This is a genomic window from Bartonella sp. bp_1 (assembly GCF_055808085.1).
This window is the reverse complement of the sequence record NZ_CM147851.1, coordinates 381,141-398,273: the sequence shown is the minus strand read 5'-3', so window position 1 is coordinate 398,273 and position 17,133 is coordinate 381,141. Positions and strand designations below refer to the sequence as shown.

Below are 17,133 nucleotides of genomic sequence, written 5' to 3'. Positions count from 1 at the left end.
GATATACAGTCGATATTTATGATTTGATCTTAATGATAGTCTATTCTGTTTTATATTAAACAAAACTGGTACCAATCGTGCCACCCAAGAAGGATCCGCCATGACTTTCAAACGCAATCGTATTCTCTCCGCTTTCTTCATGAGCAGTATGGCGTTTGGCAGCTTGATTATTCCTGCCTCGGTACAAGCCAATAGCGATATTGCCGCACAATCTTTTTCAGGTGCCTATCTTGCCGGACGCATCGCAGAAGCCGATGATCACAAGGACATTGCCATCGACTATTTCAAACAGGCTTTGAAATTCGACCCTGACAATGTTTCCATGCAACGTGACATGATGGCGACATTGCTTGCAACAGGTAACTTCCAGCAAGCGGTCAAATTCGCAACAAAACTTAAAAATGATACCGATACCGAACGTTATGTACGCCTTATACTGGCTGCCGATGCCATCAATAAGAAAAGTTATAATACCGCACGCAAATTGATGCACTATAGTTATCCATCCGATATGGATGTAGTGGCAAGTAAAATTATTTCCGCATGGGCCCTTTATGGCCGCGGTGATAAAAGCGGCGCCATGTCCGAAATCAAAAACCTTAAAGGACCGGAATGGTATAATCTTTTCTTGAACTATCATCTTGCTTTGATGAATGACGCGGCCAACCACAATAAAGAGGCCGAACACTTTTATCAGATAGCCTATACAGATCAGCGTGGCGGATCTGCAGCCCCAGACACCTATGAGCGTATTGTTACGGCCTATGCATCTTTCCTGCAAAGGCAAAATAGAAATGATGAAGCTATCAAAATTCTGACCGAAGCATCGGCTGACCTCTCCGGCCGTGATGCCCTTTTAAATATGCTGCAACGAGCTCAAAAAGGACAAATTATCGAACAGGTTGTTAAAACACCACAAGATGGTGCTGCAGAAATCAATTATAATCTTGGTACGGCCATCAACCGGGGCGGCGCTGAAGTCTACGCACGTCTCTATCTACAAATTGCACTTGCCATGCGGCCGAACCATGATGCAACGCTCTATCAACTGGCCGATATCGCGGCTAAGATGGACAATCATAAAAGTGCAATTGCGCTCTATCGTAAATTGCCAGAAAAGTCACCCTATTACCGCGACAGCGAACTTCATCTTGCCCTCAGCTTGGCCGATTCCGAACAGACGGATGAAGCCATCTCCCATCTTGTTGCCCTCAACAAAGAATTTCCTGATGATCAGCGTATTTCAATGGCACTTTCCAGCCTTTATATGAATGAAAAGAAGTTTGATAAAGCCGCCGATGTCATGAATAGCGCCATTTCCTATATCAAGGCTCCCAAAAAACTTGACTGGATGCTGTTCTATCAACGCGGCATAGCCTTCGAGCGCCTAAAAATATGGGACAAAGCCGAACCTGATTTTCGCAAAGCTCTCGTTCTTGCACCCGATCAGCCACAGGTTTTGAACTATCTCGGCTACTCCCTGATTGACCGAAATGACAAGCTTGATGAAGCGCTTGCCATGGTGAAAAAGGCTGTTGAGTTGCGTCCGACCGATGGTTATATCGTCGATTCTCTCGGATGGGCCTATTACAAACTCGGGCGCTATGAAGAAGCCGCCGAAGAGCTTGAAAATGCAGTAAAATTGCGTCCGCAAGACCCGACGATCAACGATCATCTCGGTGATGCCTATTGGCATGTCGGGCGTAAGTTGGAAGCAACCTTCCAATGGCAACATGCGATTGACAGCAAACCTGAAGCTGACGCACTGCCTAAAATTGAAGAAAAACTGAAAAAAGGGCTACATGACAGTTAAAACGCCTGTCGCTCTTGACCGCACTACGACGAAAGAATAGAGACTTTCTCGTTCCATTATCACCATATTAAAGGGTAAAACTCGTGAACCTGCCCGATCACCTTAATCCGAAAAAGTCTTTTCAAGGCCTTATTCTTACCTTGCAAAACTACTGGGCCAGCTATGGCTGCGCCATCTTGCAACCCTATGATATGGAAGTCGGCGCTGGCACATTCCATCCGGCAACAACCTTGCGTTCTTTAGGGCCTCGCCCATGGAAAGCCGCCTATGTGCAGCCTTCACGCCGGCCAACAGATGGTCGCTATGGTGAAAACCCTAACCGCTTACAGCATTATTACCAATTCCAGGTTCTGCTCAAGCCCTCGCCGCCTGACCTGCAGGATCTCTATCTTGGTTCGCTTAAAGCAATCGGCCTTGATACATCATTGCATGATGTGCGCTTTGTCGAAGATGACTGGGAAAGCCCGACACTGGGGGCATGGGGCCTTGGTTGGGAATGCTGGTGTGATGGTATGGAAGTTTCACAATTTACCTACTTCCAGCAGGTTTGCGGTATTGAATGTTCACCGGTATCAGGCGAACTGACCTACGGCCTTGAACGTCTGGCCATGTATATTCAGGGTGTTGATAATGTCTATGAGCTAAACTTCAACGGACGTGATGGTCATGACCGTATCAGCTATGGTGATATATTTTTGCAAGCCGAACAGGAATATTCACGCTTCAATTTCGAATATGCCGACACACAAATTCTACATCGCCACTTCATTGATGCAGAGCGCGAATGTGCTGCTATTCTTGATGCAGGTGCACCACACGACAAAGACGGTCTACACCTTTGCGTCATGCCCGCTTATGACCAATGCATCAAAGCAAGCCATATTTTCAATCTTTTACAGGCACGCGGCGTCATCTCGGTGACCGAGCGGCAAAGCTACATATTGCGGGTGCGCGATCTGGCACGACGCTGTGGCGAAGCCTATCTGCTAACCGATGCCGGTGGCGCCAATTACAAAGGTAACTGCAATGCCTGATATGCTTCTGGAACTCTTCTGTGAGGAAATTCCCGCCCGTATGCAACGTAAGGCAGCGGGAGACTTGAAAAAGCTGGTCACCGATGCATTGGTCGACGCAGGTCTGACCTATGAAGCGGCACGTGAATATTGGACGCCGCGCCGTCTAACACTTGATTTGCGAGGACTGGATATACAATCCAAAGATGTATCGGAAGAGCGTAAGGGACCAAGCACCAAAGCGCCCGAGCAAGCCATTGCCGGTTTTTTGCGTTCTGCCGGTCTCGATGACATCACACAGGCTGAAATTGTCTCCGATCCTAAAAAAGGTGATTTTTATGTTGCCCGCACAACTAAAAAGGGTCGCAAAGCCGAGGATATAATTGCCGATATTATGCCGGAAATTATCCGTAGCTTCCCTTGGCCTAAATCCATGCGCTGGGGTGCCCCTTCCACGTCAGCCAATGCTTTACGCTGGATCAGACCACTACAGAATATATTGTGCCTGTTCGGGCCAGAAACCGGAGAAACCGAAGTCATCGACTTTGAAGTCGGAGGCCTTCGCTCCAATAACCAGACTTTCGGTCACCGCTTCATGAGCGACGGCCAGCCGATTATCGTGCGCCGTTTTGATGACTATGTCACAAAACTGGAAGCTGCTAAAGTTATTCTTGATGGAGAACGGCGCAAGGAAATCATCCTCGCTGACGCACACAATCTATGCTTTGCCAAAGGGTTGGAGCTGGTCGAAGACGAGCAACTTGCCGATGAGGTCTCAGGCCTTGTCGAATGGCCAGTGGTCTTAATGGGTGAATTTGAAAGTGATTTTCTGGTTATACCACCAGAAATCATCCGCCTGACCATCCGCATCAACCAGAAATGTTTTGTCACGCGCCAGCGTGGCGAAGAAACGGCGCTTTCCAACCATTTTATTCTGGTCTCCAATATTGAAGCCGCCGATCACGGCAAGGAAATTGCTTTCGGCAATGGCAAAGTGGTGCGCGCCCGCCTGTCTGATGCACTCTATTTCTGGGAAAGCGATCAGGCTAACCTCAATGATCTGGAGACATTGGCCCTATCCGCTCAAAAACTGGATCTGGATATTGCCAAACCACTGGACCAGCGCATGGCTCGTCTGGACAAGCTGGATGTAACCTTTCACGCCAAGCTGGGCACACAGGGCGCACGTGTCCAACGACTGGCCGTTTTGGCTGAAATGATTGCACCAATGGTTGCAGCCGACAAAAAAGCGGCTAGACGGGCGGCCCTTCTGGCCAAAGCTGACCTACAAACAGAAGTTGTCGGTGAATTCCCTGAACTGCAGGGGGTTATGGGCCATAAATATGCACTTCTACAAGGTGAAACCGCATCCGTTGCTCAAGCTATTGAAGATCATTATCGCCCGCAAGGTCCGACAGACCGCGTACCACAAGATGCCGTTGGTGTTGCTGTTGCACTGGCCGACAAGATCGATACATTGGTTGGTTTCTGGCTGATCGATGAAAAGCCAACGGGCTCGAAAGACCCTTATGCGCTACGCCGTGCTGCGCTTGGCGTTATACGTTTGGCCTTGTCCAAGGACTGGAAAATCAAACTCATGCTGCTTATGCGTGAAGCGTTGAACCTGTTATCACGCCATACGATAGAACGGGCGCTTACGCTTTATGAAACCAAATTGCGCACCCAAAAGGCCGGTGACATTGATGACTCTGAAGATGTTGTCAACGCATTGAAAGCAGAAGAGAAGCGACTATCGGCAGAAATTGCACAAAAAGCCGAACCGGTTCTTTCTGACCTACTTGGCTTTATCCATGAGCGTTTGAAGGTACATCTTAAAGATGAAGGCGCGCGTTACGATGCGATTGATGCTGTCTTGTTACCCGAAAGCGATGATCTACTTAAAGTAGCACGACAAGTTGAGGCCCTCATTGTTTTCATCCAGACTGATGACGGGAAAAACCTGCTCACCGGCACCAAACGTGCTGTCAACATTCTAGAAGCAGAAGCCAAAAAGAAAACAAAAATTGCGGACAGGGTTGATAAAAAACTCTTTGTCGAAAAAGAAGAAGAGCAGCTTCTATCTGCCATTGAAACAGCAGAAGTAAAAGTCGATCAGCATTTGAAATCAGCTGATTTTTCAGGGGCATTGGCTGCTCTTTCTATTTTGCGTGCGCCCGTTGACGGTTTCTTTGAAAAAGTGCTCGTCAATGATGATAATGAGGCAATACGCGCCAATCGGCTGGCCTTGCTCGAGCGCATCAAAACAGCAATAGGAAAAGTCGCAGACTTCTCCAAACTGAATGGATAAGCTTTAAGCGGCCTATAATCATCCGGCCCAAACCGATATGACAAATTTTTCTTGATTATGTGCAGCTCTATAATGTTGCACATAATCAAGCAGCTTTTATCTCTACCCTTGTCATGTCGAGATATACTGGCTTGAATATCGGTTCCCTATTACGCTTATACACTGTTAAGTACTACCCACTACTCCCCTTTAAAAGCTGGAGCAGTGCATGCCATGCCTGCTCATAAATAAGCTATACGCTTGAGAAAACATCCGTGGGGCTTTCTTCTTCCATTTACATGTAGAGTTATCTTCTTCTGTAGAAGAGAAAAATGATGGCAAGCTCTAAAACAATCTTCAATTGTTCTGCTTTGATCATGCGAAAAGGAAAAATAATCATAAATAGCTTCAAAGTTTTGAATGATCGCCAACCAATAGCACCATTGGAAACGGCTTTTCTTCAAGCATATTATTTTCAATAAAAAAGCCGCGTCAAAACGCGGCTTTAATCAGAACCAAACGCCCCTCATCAATTAAGGCGGGTCTTGACATCACCTAGCGCATTCTTGAAAAGCACATCAGCCTTTTTTGCATCAAGTTCCTTGGCAATCACCTCGCCAGCAGCGGCAATAGCAATATCAACGGCCGTCGAACGGACAGAAGCAATCGCATCGCTTTCAGCCTGGGCAATCTTCTGTTCAGCCAACTTGTTACGACGGGTAACATATTCAAGCGTTTTTTTACGAGCTTCTTCAGTAAACGATTCAGCCTCACGCTTGGCTGCTGCAATAATATCTTGAGCCTCTTTTTCTGCTTCTGTACGCTTACGCTGATATTCAGCCAATAATTGCTGGGCCTCTTCACGCAAACGGCGTGCTTCGTCAAGCTCATCTGAAATACGCTTGGCTCGTGCATCAAGGTTGCGACCGATAAAAGCAGGAACTTTCATAAAACCGAGTAAGGCCAAGAAAAGAACAAGGGAAACCAAAGCCCAAAATGTATCACTCATCAGACGACCCCTTATCCACGTACTGCTTTAACAGCATTGCTGACTGCCGATTTTGATGCAGTTTCACCGATTAGCTCACGCACAATCTCGCTTGCTGTTTCTTCAGCAATGGCTCCGACATCCTTCATGGCTTTATCACGAATACCGGCAATCCGGCTTTCAGCTTCCGCCAATTTCTTTTCAAAAGCATTTTCTGTTTTCTTGCGCTCTGCATCTGCTTTTTGCTTGGCCGCCTCACTGGCTTCCTGCGCAATAGCACTGGCGCGCGAACGTGCTTCAATCAATTCTTTTTCGTACGTCGCAACCGCACTATCAGCTTCCTGCTTCATGCGTGCAGCCTGATCAAGGTCAGACGCAATACGATCACGACGGGTTTCGATAACACCACCGATACGGGGAGCCGCAACCTTGGCAATAAATATATAGAACAAGCCAAAACAGACCACCAACCAAAAGAGGTGTGAACTGAAATGGGAAAAATCAAACGGTGGAAACACACGCTCGGCATGCTTGGCAGCCTGCTCGAGCTGTTCCAACGGAGTTTCTCTTGTCTGTGCATAAGCGGCTGATATAAACATGCCTCTTACCCTTCATCGCGACGGAATGTCTTGGTTATGTGGTTGGCAGGTTGCGCGCGCAAAAGCTTGCGCAACCTGATAATAATGCAATTACTTTGCAAACAGAAGCAAAAGAGCAATCAGCAACGAGAAGATGCCGAGAGCTTCGGTCACGGCAAAGCCGAAAACCAGACGGCCAAACTGGCTGTCAGCAGCAGAAGGATTGCGAAGAGCACCCGAAAGGTAGCTGCCAAAGATGTTGCCGAGGCCCAGAGCTGTACCAGCCATACCGAAGCAGGCAAGACCAGCGCCAATATATTTTGATGCTTCTGCAAACGCTGAAAAATCCATATTTATCTCCTTTGAATTATAAATGCGCGTTTCATTCTTACGGTTTGAAAGCCGTTAGGTTAATGTCCTGGATGTACCGCATCATTGAGATACATACAGGTCAAAACGGTAAAGACATAAGCTTGCAGGAATGCCACGAGAAATTCCAAAGCTGTAATAGCAATGGTCATTATCAACGGCAGGACAGAACCACCGATACCGATGGCTCCCATCCCAGTCATGGTAAACACAAAGCCCGCAAAGACCTTAAGTGTGATATGACCGGCAAGCAAATTGGCAAAAAGACGAACCGAAAGACTGATAGGACGTGAGAGAAATGAAATTATCTCGATCAACGTCACCAGCGGCACTATAACAACGGGAACCCCACTGGGCACGAACAATTTGAGGAAGCCAATGCCGTGCTTGTAGAAGCCGTAAATAACAACAGTCAAAATCACTAACATCGCCAAAGCGAAAGTGATCATGATCTGCGATGTAACCGTATAAGCATACGGAAAGAGGCCAATAAAGTTAGCCACAAGAATAAAAATGAAAAGTGAAAAGACCAATGGAAAGAACTTCATTCCCTGTGCGCCAACCGAATCACGCAATGTATTGGCCACAAATTCATACGCTATTTCCGAGACAGACTGCAAACGGGTCGGGACAATGCCTCGACTCGAAGATGTCATCAAAAGGAAAAAGGCCGATAAAACAACTGTAATAACAAGATAGAGAGAAACATTTGTAAAAGACAAATCTAGATTGCCAACAGGTATATTGATGAGACGGCTCACCTCAAACTGATGAATTGGATCTGGAGCATGACCTGCAGCCATGTTAAACCTCTTCTAGTTTGACCTATCGGTCTTGTTATCATGATGTTTCAGGTGTGCAGCACCCTTAGCATCACTTTTCCCTATCGGACTAGGCGCAACGCGCCCGACCGAGCGTAAAACATTCAAAACACCGGCAGCAAAACCAAGGAAAAGAAAAACAATCAGTCCCCATGGCGACGTGCCGACAAGTTGGTCAAATCCAAGCCCCAGAACAATGCCAACCACCACACCGGCGAGAAATTCGCTCGAAAGTTTGATGGCCTGTGCCATTCCCTGATTGGGCCGGTGTTCACCTTCTTCAGGCTTTGGTTTGATGGAAACACCCCTCCGGGTTAATTCCGCCTCCAGCGCTTCTCGACGCTGTTCCAACTCGCCATCAGAAGAACTCTTTTCCTGCTTTTTTTTATCGAACCTATACGGCTTATTACCCTCAGCCATCGGCCCCTCAATCAAAAAAGCAAAGTCAAGATCCAACCTTCCAATTCGAGCGCAACATATTGTTACAAAGCCCGTTCGTCAAGCATGGAAACAGTATCGCCACAAGGAATCATACAGCCCATTGCAAGAGAAAGAAAAAAAGCAGAAGTACAAATCATTGTTTTTCATCGAAAAGGAAAACTAATACCTTGAAAATAAAAACCTTTTCAAAAAAAAGAAAAAGCTTTAACTCCAACCGCCATTTTTAGTGCGATAAAAGATATGAAGGCCGATTTTATCCACTTTTTCCATAGAACGTGCCCAACGAGGACGTACATAGGTAGCATGATAATGGGTGGCAGAACCAACTTCCGACAGCCATATCTGGCCTGCACTCACAGACTTGGCAACATCTTGCGCAACTTTCCATTGCGGCATTTCGCTAATTGTATGTCGTTTGCCGTCACAGGCAAAAGAAAACTGGCAACGGTTACGCCAATTGGTATTTTGATAAACAACACCGCAGATTGTTTTGGGATAGGCAGGATTACGTACACGGTTTAATACAACCTGGGCAACGGCAGCCTGCCCCTTGACAGATTCACCACGCGCTTCAAAATAAACCGCTTCGGCCAGACATTTCTGTTCTTTAGCAGAAAAAGCACTGGCTGGCAGCGGTGTCGCTGCCCATTGATGGTCTTTAGGACCGATCGGTGGAATAAAACGCCCGTTATTCTTATTTTCTTCCTTCATGATACTTTCGAAGGGAGCCGCCATCGCCTTGCCTGCATCTGTCGGGGCATAAGCCAAGGCCAAAACATCTGGTTTGTCATTATTAACCAACGGGGCAAGCTCTTTGGCAACAGGCATTTTTTGTAGTGCCTTTTTAGGCGCAATCAAACCGGCAACAAGCTGTGTCTTTTCACCTTTTTTAACGGTCTTGTCGGCTTTCGCCAATTGAAGACCACGAGCATAACGGGAATCTCCGAAATAGACATGGTCACTATCAAGTGAAACACGATCAAGCTTGGGCCTTTTTAAATCCGGCTGGTGCTTGTTGGGATCAAAAGCCAAACTGTCTGTCTTATCAGCGCGATTAATCCGCGCTTCATCAGGATTGGGATCAAGTATGCCTTTTTTATAACCATCGCTTTGCGCCGTAACCGGACGGGCAGCATAATGGTTTTGTACCGATGTACTAGCCGTCGTCATTAAATCAACTCCGGCACTATCTGCCGACATGTTGGAACGGGACAATACGGTCATATTCTGTGCATCAATCGGCACAGCATCATGACGCGCGGTGGAAAATGTCACAGCGGAAAGACCAGCACCAAGGACAACGGGCATAACATGGCGGCTCTGCCGTTTACGCTTGAGAACGAGAGGCGCTGCATAATAGCGGCCTTCCGGAAGATAATAAGAAGAAGCTGCGCGGAGCGCCAATTCGCCATGACCGGCACCCCCATGAGGGCGAGGAAACTTCAAAGACGATAACTGACGCACCGCTGCTACTCCAACGCAAATACACTGAACTCACTACACTTTGAAAGAAAATAACATGTTCTTCCAATAGACAAAGAATGCCCTATCAACCTTTATTTAAGGTTAACAAAAACATCTTTATTTGTTGATTTTATTGATTAATTTTAAATTAATGCATCCACTTTGTTAATCTTTTTTCCCCGATCTAATGGGCTTTTCTAGCTTTAGATAACAAAGATATTAATCTTGGTTGAAAGTCGTTAACCAAAAAAATTTAGATATATTTCAGTCTGCAAATCTGGCGCGCGCTTTTGCCGATAGACTTAGAAGAATATTGAATTGAGAAATCTGACATAAGCAAATTTCATACAGAGGCTACGCGCTTTCCCTTGGCAAACTTTTCCTGCATGCAATGCATGCAGGGGTGTCAAGCAATCACTCTATCTCTTTTTCTTGGCCCGCCCCGCAAAGGGATTATCTGAAGTACGCAAAGATAAGCGAATCGGTACGCCCGGCATATCAAATGTCTGACGCAACCCGTTAATCAAATAACGCAGATAGGACTGCGGCATAGCATCAGGACGCGAACATGAAACAACAAAACCCGGCGGACGAGTCTTGACTTGCGTCATATATTTAACCTTCAAACGACGACCGGAAACAGCTGGCGGCGGATGATGGGTAACAATCCCTTCCAACCAGCGATTAAGACGCCCTGTCGAAATACGCCGATTCCAAACACGGTGCACCATTTCGACATTTTCCATAAGACGATCAATGCCCTGCCCGCGCTCACCCGAAATCGGCACCGCGCGCAATCCCTTGACCTGCGGTAAAAGACGCTCACATTTTTCATGCAAATCGGCCAGCACCATCTGGCGATCCTCAATCAAATCCCATTTATTAAAGGCTATGACCGGCGCGCGTCCTTCACGGATAACAAGATCGACAATCTGCAAATCCTGCTTTTCAAATGGAATAGTTGCATCCAACAATATAATCACGACTTCTGCAAAGCGGATAGCACGTAACGTATCGGCCACAGACAGTTTTTCAAGCTTTGCCTGTACGCGTGATTTGCGCCGTAACCCTGCTGTATCATGCAATTTGATTTTACGTCCGCGCCATTCCCAATCAACAGAAATAGAATCGCGAGTAATACCGGCTTCAGGCCCCGTCAAAAGCCGATCCTGTCCCAACATTGAATTGATCAATGTCGACTTACCTGCATTCGGACGCCCGGCAATTGCAATACGTAGAGGCTTAGTTGCATCATATTCAGGCTCTTCAGCATCCGGATCATCAATATCATCACCAATAGAGGCAGGCTGCACCTTTGCAGCTTCAAGCTCTTTAGCCTTTTCATGAGCCTTTTCTTCACCGATCGCCTCGACAATCGCGTCACGCAGATCCGACATACCCAGACCATGCTCGGCAGAAATAGGACAAGGCTCGCCAAGCCCTAATGACCACGCTTCATAAAATCCGGCCGAGGCATCTTTAGATTCCGATTTATTAGCAACCAGAACGATCTTTTTACCCGACTTCCTCACCAAATTGGCAAAAGTAATATCCGCCGGTGTCATACCGGTTTTTGCATCCAATACAAAAAGTAATAAATCTGCTTCATCAATGGCTGCCCGGGTCTGCGACCGCATGCGCCCTTCCAAGGTTTGGGAATCTGCTTCCTCAAGGCCAGCAGTATCAATGATGTCAAAACGCAAATCCTGCAATCTTGCCTCATGGATACGTCGATCCCGCGTTACACCCGGTGTATCATCAACCAATGCCAGCTTTTGTCCGACCAGACGGTTGAATAATGTTGATTTACCAACATTGGGGCGCCCGATAATGGCGATGGTCAATCCCATCTTCTATCCTTTATCCGTTGGCGTGCGGCTTTTAATCAAATCCACCATCAGCTGCGCACGATCCATGGCATGGCCCGCTTGCGGCCCTTCTTCAACAATCTGCTGGAAATATTTCAGCGCTTCGGCGTTCTTTTCTGCCTTCCACGCTGAAAAGCCCAAAGCTTCCCATGCCGGAACACGCATAATATCGGCCTCATTGGCCATTTCGCCGACACGCTTTTCAACATCATCAAAAGACCCACTGTCCACCAACACATAAGCGGCCCGCAACTGAGCAATCTTTTTCAAAAGGTCAGGTGTTGAGGAATCCGCTGCAATCGCATCAAAAAGAGCAACCGCTTCTGCCTTTTTATTATTAGCAGCCAATAAAGAGGCCTTACGTAATTGTGCCAAGGCCGGATAACCACCAAACTTTTTTGCCACCACTTCATCAAGAGCCGTTATTGCTTTGTCGGTCTCCTGCTGATCAGCCAAGGTCAGCGCCGCAACAAATTGATCGCCAATCGCGGCCCCTTTGTTATCCTGCCAATATTTATACCCCTGATAAACAGCCGTAGCCAGCACTAGAAAAACAGCAAAAAGAATCAAAGCAGGCCCATAACGCCCCCAAAGCGCCCGTGCCTTTTCCTGACGGATTTCCTCATTGACTTCGCGGATAAAACTATCGTCAGACATCAAAACAGTCCTCAAGAGTTAAAAATATTGCTGAGCTTTTACGCATTATTTGAACAAGATGGTAGCCCTGCACCATATAAAAAATGTAATGACAGTACAAAAAGGGGGAAAATACTATTTTTATCAGTCATCGGCCCCTTGCTTTGAAAGGCCGTTAGATCGGCTAGCAACATGAGCACGCACACTATCCAACAGCTGTTTACGGCGATAAGCCTGTAATCTGGTTTTACGGGTTTTACTCTTATAAAAACGTGCCAGTGTATTTTCCACCATCTCTATACCATTTACACATTCACGCCAACTGATAGCCGGCTCTTCACGACAGCTGCGATCCGGAATTATAAATTCTTCATCATTTTTTGTCTCGCCCGCCAAATAACGACAATTTTGGGCTGCCAGACGCACCGCATCAATCAGCCATTCAGGAGGCTGCTCACGCTGCTTGCGAATAGCATTAGCAAGCGCTTCACAAAACAACAATGACGAAGCATAAAGACGGATGCTCGACTGATCATAACGCGCTGAAAGGGAAGCAACCTCACGCGATGAAAAACGTCCTCGCAATGTCCAGCGCGCATTATTGCGTGCCACATCAATGACCCCCACCAGCCCGATCAGCGCCTGATGGGTCTGACTGCAACTTTTAAGCGCTTTGAGCGCCGCTCCCGCATCACGCCGTTCCAAGGCATCGGATGCTAAATTGAAGTTGATCGTCAATTGATGAAAAAATAACTCTACGGAAAGGCGCAATTTCTTGATTTGGTCGGGGGTAAAAAAAACTTGTGAAAACAACAAGCCTATAGAGGTTCCAATCATCACGTCGATAACACGGGTAGGCCCCGCAATTTCGGATCCAAACGCAAAAACCATAACGGCCGACACGCCGGCCTGAATGATAATGGCCGGTACAAAAGCATAGCCAGACGCAATCGTAAGCCCTGCAAATCCCACCAATGCAATACGTATTTCTGTCGGCATGGGCGGCAGCAGCAAAGTTGCTTCACCAACCAACACACCGGTCAATACACCGATCAGCACATATATGGCCTGGCGGCCATGATCCGGTATCCCCGGCGCCAAACAGATCAATGCCGTCATCGTCGCATAAATCGGATGCTCATGCCCCAATAATTTCGCAGAAACATACCATGCAATACCGGCAGCGACACCGGCACACAAAGCATCCTTCCAGCTTGCCTTAACGCGGGTACGGGCCTGTTTAAAACGTAATATCAAAGTAGAAAACATCATCATCGCAACGGCCAAACCCACATCAATAACGGAACAGCAACAACGGCAATCAACACGGCCAGAGGTGCACCAAAACGTGGGTAATCTGCAAAACGATATCCCCCCGGCCCCATCACCAGCATATTACACTGATGACCGATAGGGGTGAGGAAGTCACAACCAGCCCCAATTGCCACAGCCATCAAAAAAGCTTCCGGCTTATAGTGCAAAGAACTTGCAAAACTTGTCGCGATTGGTGCCATAACCATTACAGTGGCTGCATTATTCAAGAATGGCGTAACAAGCATGGCTGCGACAAGAATAACAGCCAGAGCGCCCGAAGGCGGCAAGGTCGATGCAAAATCACTCAGCCACCCGCCAATCAGTTCAGTAGCTCCCGTATGTTCCAGCGCTTCACTTACCGGTATCAAAGCTGCCAGCATAACCAATATCTGGCCATCCAACGCCGAATAGATTTCACGTGCCGGAATAACCTTGAAAACAACCATGGCAACGGCAGCAGAAAAGAAAGCAAGCGCAACCGGTACAATCTGGAAAGCTGTTGCAATAATAGCAGCGACAAGAATAGCCAAGGGCACCAAGCCACGCCGAAAACTGCCAAACTTAATGTTACGCTTGGCCAAAGGCAGACATTTTAATTCACGCAACAAATTGGGCATGACACTGTCGCGGCCCTGTAAAACGATCACGTCTCCCAACCTGAATACAATTTCTCCCAAACGTGCGCGGATACGCTCATGTTGACGGCTAACAGCCAGAAGATTGACATCATAGCGATCAAAAAGTGCAAGCCGCTTGGCAGAAATGCCAATTAACGGCGATGTATCGGTAATCACGGCTTCAATGACATCAATATGCTCGCCCTTTTCCATATCGGAAATTTTTCGACCCGTCGATAATTCAAGACGCGCCATATTAACTACTCGGTCAAGCGCTGTATGATCACCTTCCATCAAGACAATATCATTTTCTGCCAACACAAAATCGGGTAAAGGTGATATCGGCTTGCCATTGCGAATAACCTGCAAAACCATAGCTTCACCGCTTGCAGGGCGAATAAGATCAGTAATATTTTTCCCCAAAATAGGAGAATCAGCCGACACCCGTGCCTCTGAGACGTAATCACGGATTTCTAACCCTTCATCCTCATCACCACTAACACGTTCACGTTTGGGCAAAAGCCACGAAAAAAACACCAAATAGAGCACACCCACTGCGGCAATCGAGGCGCCGACAGGTGTAAAATCAAACATTGAAAAAGGCTGGCCGTCGGGACTCAATTTTTCGCGCATCGCTGATACAACGACATTGGGTGATGTCCCAACCTGTGTCATCAATCCGCCTAAAAGTGCGCCGAAGGCCATCGGCATCAAAAATGTCGAGGCAGAGACATTGGAGCGACGGGCAAACTGGAAAGCAATCGGCAACATAATTGCAAGTGCACCAATATTTTTCACAAAAGCAGAAAGCAATGTCACCATAATGACCAAAAAAGCCAACTGGATACGTACAGATTTCACGTCCGGCCAGATTCGCTGAATAATGGTTTCCATAATACCGGAACGTGCCACTCCGTAACTAACCATCAAGGCAGAACCGACAATAATCACAATATCATCACTAAAGCCTGAGAAAGCATCCTTGGGAGAAACAATACCGACAGCACAAGAAACCAGTAAGGCACCAACCGCGACGACATCATAACGAATCCGGTCCAAGATAAAGACCGCCATCATAATGGCAATAACACTGAAGGCTAAAATCTGGTCGGTTTTGATTTCATTGGCATTGATGCCTACAACATCAAGCAACCAGCGTACGATTGAAGCCAATGTTTCCTTAACAGTAATAAAAACGGCGCCCTGCCCGACAAGCCATAGCAAAAACAGGCCCAAAACAACCATTCCACCCAGCACATGAGGGCGATAGTGATATTTGATCACGGCCGCAAGGACAAAGGCGACAAGCCAGACCAGCAACAAAAAGTTGACCATCGTTAAGATCGTACTCCCATAACGTCAAAGACGTGTTTCCTGCGACAACATTTATCGCTTTGCTCGGCCCGCGACAAGATCACCCACATCGGCTTTGAGCCTAAAAATACCCCAAAGCGGAATAAATGATAAAAAACCGGTCATTAAAAAAGCCAATTGGAAGGGTAAATCGTGCCCCTGTAGCGGCGTTTGTGCCCACCACTCGCTCAATCGCAAGGAAATAGCACCAAAAGCAATTCCCAAACCGATAGCCAGCTGAAAGAGTGTGGAAAAGAGTGTATTGGCACCATTCAACTCACCATTAGGCACATCGGCAAAAGCAATGACATTCAAGGCGGTAAAGTGAATCGAGCGAAAAACGCCACTTAAAAACAGGATGGAAATCATCAGCCATAACGGTGTTATCTCATTAAAAAAGGCACATAATGCCAAAAACAAAGCATTGAGAACACAATTAACCAGCAATGTCATACGTAAACCAAAGGCACGCATAATCGGTGTTGTAAACGGCTTGATCATGAGGTTGCCGACAAAAACCGGAATAAGCAGCAAACCCGCATAAAAAGGCTCATAACCAAAACTAAGCTGCGCCATTAACGGAAAGATGAACGTAATAGCATTGGCGCCCATACGAAACAATGTACCGCCAAGAACAGAAACCCTGAATGTCGGATATTTGAAGGCCGTTAAAGGCATTAGCGGCTTATCACTATGGGCCAGATGAAAGCCGCTCCAGCCCAATGCCGAAAGACCAACAGCAAAAACCACAAGCACCACGAAAGACATATTTTCAGGTTTACTGATCTCTTCGACCGCAAATAATGTGGCAGCCAAACCCAGTCCGGTCAGAGCAAAACCGGCGAGGTCGAAGCGCTTAGGTATTTCGGCGTTGATGACAGGAAATAGCTTCCATGAAAATAGAATTATAATAATTCCGATCGGAATATTGAGATAGAAAATCAAGCTCCAATGACTGTATTGGGCAATAAGGCCACCGACAGGCGGCCCCAAAACCGGCGCCACCAGTCCAGGCCATGTAAGCAAGGCAATCGCATCCATATATTTTTCTTTTGGTGTTGCACGCAAAACGACAAGACGTCCAACCGGCACCATCATAGCACCACCAACGCCCTGCAGGATACGCGCTATTACAAATTGCGGCAGGTTTTGTGACAATCCGCAAAAAAGCGACGACAGCGTAAAAATAACGACAGCCAGAAGAAACATTGTTCTGGCACCAAAGCGGGTTGTAAGCCAACCGCTTGCCGGAATAAAAATACCGAGCGCCAACATATAGGCACTGACACCAACATTGATATCGACAGCCTGCGTATTAAAACTGCGGGCCATCTGCGGCAAAGCCGTAGCAATGACCGTCGCATCAAGATTTTCCATAAAAAAAGCGGCTGCAACAATCAGTGCAATTGCACGCACGTGCCTGATAGTGGGTTGGTGGTTTTGCAAATCGTCATTTCCACGCATTAAGCAAGTTTATCCTTTTCCATGAAGCCATCTTTACCGATTATAGATTTGACTTATTATTCATGCTAGAGCATTCATTAAAGGGGTTTCAGGATAGGATATCCTGA

The 17,133-nt window shown here is 47.0% G+C and carries 13 protein-coding genes and 1 pseudogene; 3 read left to right on the top strand and 11 right to left on the bottom strand.

Features of this window, described 5'->3' with window-relative positions:
* Positions 1 to 100: 100 nt before the first annotated feature.
* The 3 genes from ACYZ97_RS01985 (at position 101) to glyS (ending at position 5,134) form a co-directional block, all read left to right on the top strand.
* A complete protein-coding gene (locus ACYZ97_RS01985; RefSeq protein WP_473299829.1) occupies positions 101 to 1,813 on the top strand; it encodes a tetratricopeptide repeat protein in 1,713 nt (570 codons plus the stop codon).
* Between the two features lie 83 nt (positions 1,814 to 1,896).
* Positions 1,897 to 2,847, top strand: coding sequence for a glycine--tRNA ligase subunit alpha (locus ACYZ97_RS01980; RefSeq protein ID WP_473299828.1), 951 nt, complete (start codon positions 1,897 to 1,899; stop codon positions 2,845 to 2,847).
* Positions 2,840 to 5,134, top strand: coding sequence for a glycine--tRNA ligase subunit beta (gene glyS, locus ACYZ97_RS01975; protein WP_473299827.1), 2,295 nt, complete (start codon positions 2,840 to 2,842; stop codon positions 5,132 to 5,134). Before ACYZ97_RS01980 ends, glyS begins: the two co-directional genes overlap by 8 nt.
* 508 nt (positions 5,135 to 5,642) lie before the next feature.
* Here the strand turns inward: glyS and ACYZ97_RS01970 are convergent.
* The 11 genes and pseudogenes from ACYZ97_RS01970 to ACYZ97_RS01920 all read right to left on the bottom strand — a co-directional run bounded on the left by ACYZ97_RS01970 (position 5,643) and on the right by ACYZ97_RS01920 (position 17,026).
* Positions 5,643 to 6,122, bottom strand: coding sequence for a F0F1 ATP synthase subunit B (locus tag ACYZ97_RS01970; RefSeq protein ID WP_473299826.1), 480 nt, complete (start codon positions 6,120 to 6,122; stop codon positions 5,643 to 5,645).
* An 11-nt stretch (positions 6,123 to 6,133) separates the two neighbouring features.
* On the bottom strand, positions 6,134 to 6,700 hold the full coding sequence (locus ACYZ97_RS01965; RefSeq protein ID WP_473299825.1) for a F0F1 ATP synthase subunit B: 567 nt from the start codon (positions 6,698 to 6,700) through the stop codon (positions 6,134 to 6,136).
* Positions 6,701 to 6,790: 90 nt separating this feature from the next.
* On the bottom strand, positions 6,791 to 7,030 hold the full coding sequence (locus tag ACYZ97_RS01960) for a F0F1 ATP synthase subunit C (protein ID WP_473299824.1): 240 nt from the start codon (positions 7,028 to 7,030) through the stop codon (positions 6,791 to 6,793).
* A 59-nt stretch (positions 7,031 to 7,089) separates the two neighbouring features.
* On the bottom strand, positions 7,090 to 7,851 hold the full coding sequence (locus tag ACYZ97_RS01955) for a F0F1 ATP synthase subunit A (RefSeq protein WP_473299823.1): 762 nt from the start codon (positions 7,849 to 7,851) through the stop codon (positions 7,090 to 7,092).
* A 12-nt stretch (positions 7,852 to 7,863) separates the two neighbouring features.
* Positions 7,864 to 8,289: an AtpZ/AtpI family protein gene (locus ACYZ97_RS01950; RefSeq protein ID WP_473299822.1), complete on the bottom strand. Its 426-nt coding sequence runs from the start codon at positions 8,287 to 8,289 to the stop codon at positions 7,864 to 7,866.
* A 225-nt stretch (positions 8,290 to 8,514) separates the two neighbouring features.
* Positions 8,515 to 9,120 (bottom strand): annotated as a pseudogene (locus tag ACYZ97_RS01945) (cell wall hydrolase); the annotation flags it as partial.
* Between the two features lie 1,073 nt (positions 9,121 to 10,193).
* Complete coding sequence (der, locus tag ACYZ97_RS01940) at positions 10,194 to 11,624, bottom strand: ribosome biogenesis GTPase Der (RefSeq protein WP_473299821.1); 1,431 nt, start codon at positions 11,622 to 11,624, stop codon at positions 10,194 to 10,196.
* A 3-nt stretch (positions 11,625 to 11,627) separates the two neighbouring features.
* Complete coding sequence (locus ACYZ97_RS01935; protein WP_473299820.1) at positions 11,628 to 12,299, bottom strand: tetratricopeptide repeat protein; 672 nt, start codon at positions 12,297 to 12,299, stop codon at positions 11,628 to 11,630.
* A 123-nt stretch (positions 12,300 to 12,422) separates the two neighbouring features.
* Positions 12,423 to 13,553: an FUSC family protein gene (locus tag ACYZ97_RS01930; protein WP_473299819.1), complete on the bottom strand. Its 1,131-nt coding sequence runs from the start codon at positions 13,551 to 13,553 to the stop codon at positions 12,423 to 12,425.
* Positions 13,550 to 15,328: an SLC13 family permease gene (locus ACYZ97_RS01925; RefSeq protein ID WP_473300606.1), complete on the bottom strand. Its 1,779-nt coding sequence runs from the start codon at positions 15,326 to 15,328 to the stop codon at positions 13,550 to 13,552. The genes ACYZ97_RS01930 and ACYZ97_RS01925 overlap by 4 nt, the downstream gene beginning before the upstream one ends.
* 267 nt (positions 15,329 to 15,595) lie before the next feature.
* Positions 15,596 to 17,026, bottom strand: coding sequence for an MFS transporter (locus ACYZ97_RS01920; protein ID WP_473299818.1), 1,431 nt, complete (start codon positions 17,024 to 17,026; stop codon positions 15,596 to 15,598).
* Positions 17,027 to 17,133: the final 107 nt, after the last annotated feature.

Bases quoted from the DNA above. Each gene is read 5' to 3' on its own strand.
- glyS (WP_473299827.1), top strand. From the start codon at position 2,840: ATGCCTGATATGCTTCTGGAACTCTTCTGTGAGGAAATTCCCGCCCGT.
- ACYZ97_RS01960 (WP_473299824.1), bottom strand. From the start codon at position 7,030: ATGGATTTTTCAGCGTTTGCAGAAGCATCAAAATATATTGGCGCTGGT.
- ACYZ97_RS01950 (WP_473299822.1), bottom strand. From the start codon at position 8,289: ATGGCTGAGGGTAATAAGCCGTATAGGTTCGATAAAAAAAAGCAGGAA.
- ACYZ97_RS01970 (WP_473299826.1), bottom strand. From the start codon at position 6,122: ATGAGTGATACATTTTGGGCTTTGGTTTCCCTTGTTCTTTTCTTGGCC.
- ACYZ97_RS01920 (WP_473299818.1), bottom strand. From the start codon at position 17,026: ATGCGTGGAAATGACGATTTGCAAAACCACCAACCCACTATCAGGCAC.
- ACYZ97_RS01935 (WP_473299820.1), bottom strand. From the start codon at position 12,299: ATGTCTGACGATAGTTTTATCCGCGAAGTCAATGAGGAAATCCGTCAG.
- ACYZ97_RS01965 (WP_473299825.1), bottom strand. From the start codon at position 6,700: ATGTTTATATCAGCCGCTTATGCACAGACAAGAGAAACTCCGTTGGAA.
- ACYZ97_RS01955 (WP_473299823.1), bottom strand. From the start codon at position 7,851: ATGGCTGCAGGTCATGCTCCAGATCCAATTCATCAGTTTGAGGTGAGC.
- ACYZ97_RS01930 (WP_473299819.1), bottom strand. From the start codon at position 13,553: ATGATGATGTTTTCTACTTTGATATTACGTTTTAAACAGGCCCGTACC.
- der (WP_473299821.1), bottom strand. From the start codon at position 11,624: ATGGGATTGACCATCGCCATTATCGGGCGCCCCAATGTTGGTAAATCA.
- ACYZ97_RS01985 (WP_473299829.1), top strand. From the start codon at position 101: ATGACTTTCAAACGCAATCGTATTCTCTCCGCTTTCTTCATGAGCAGT.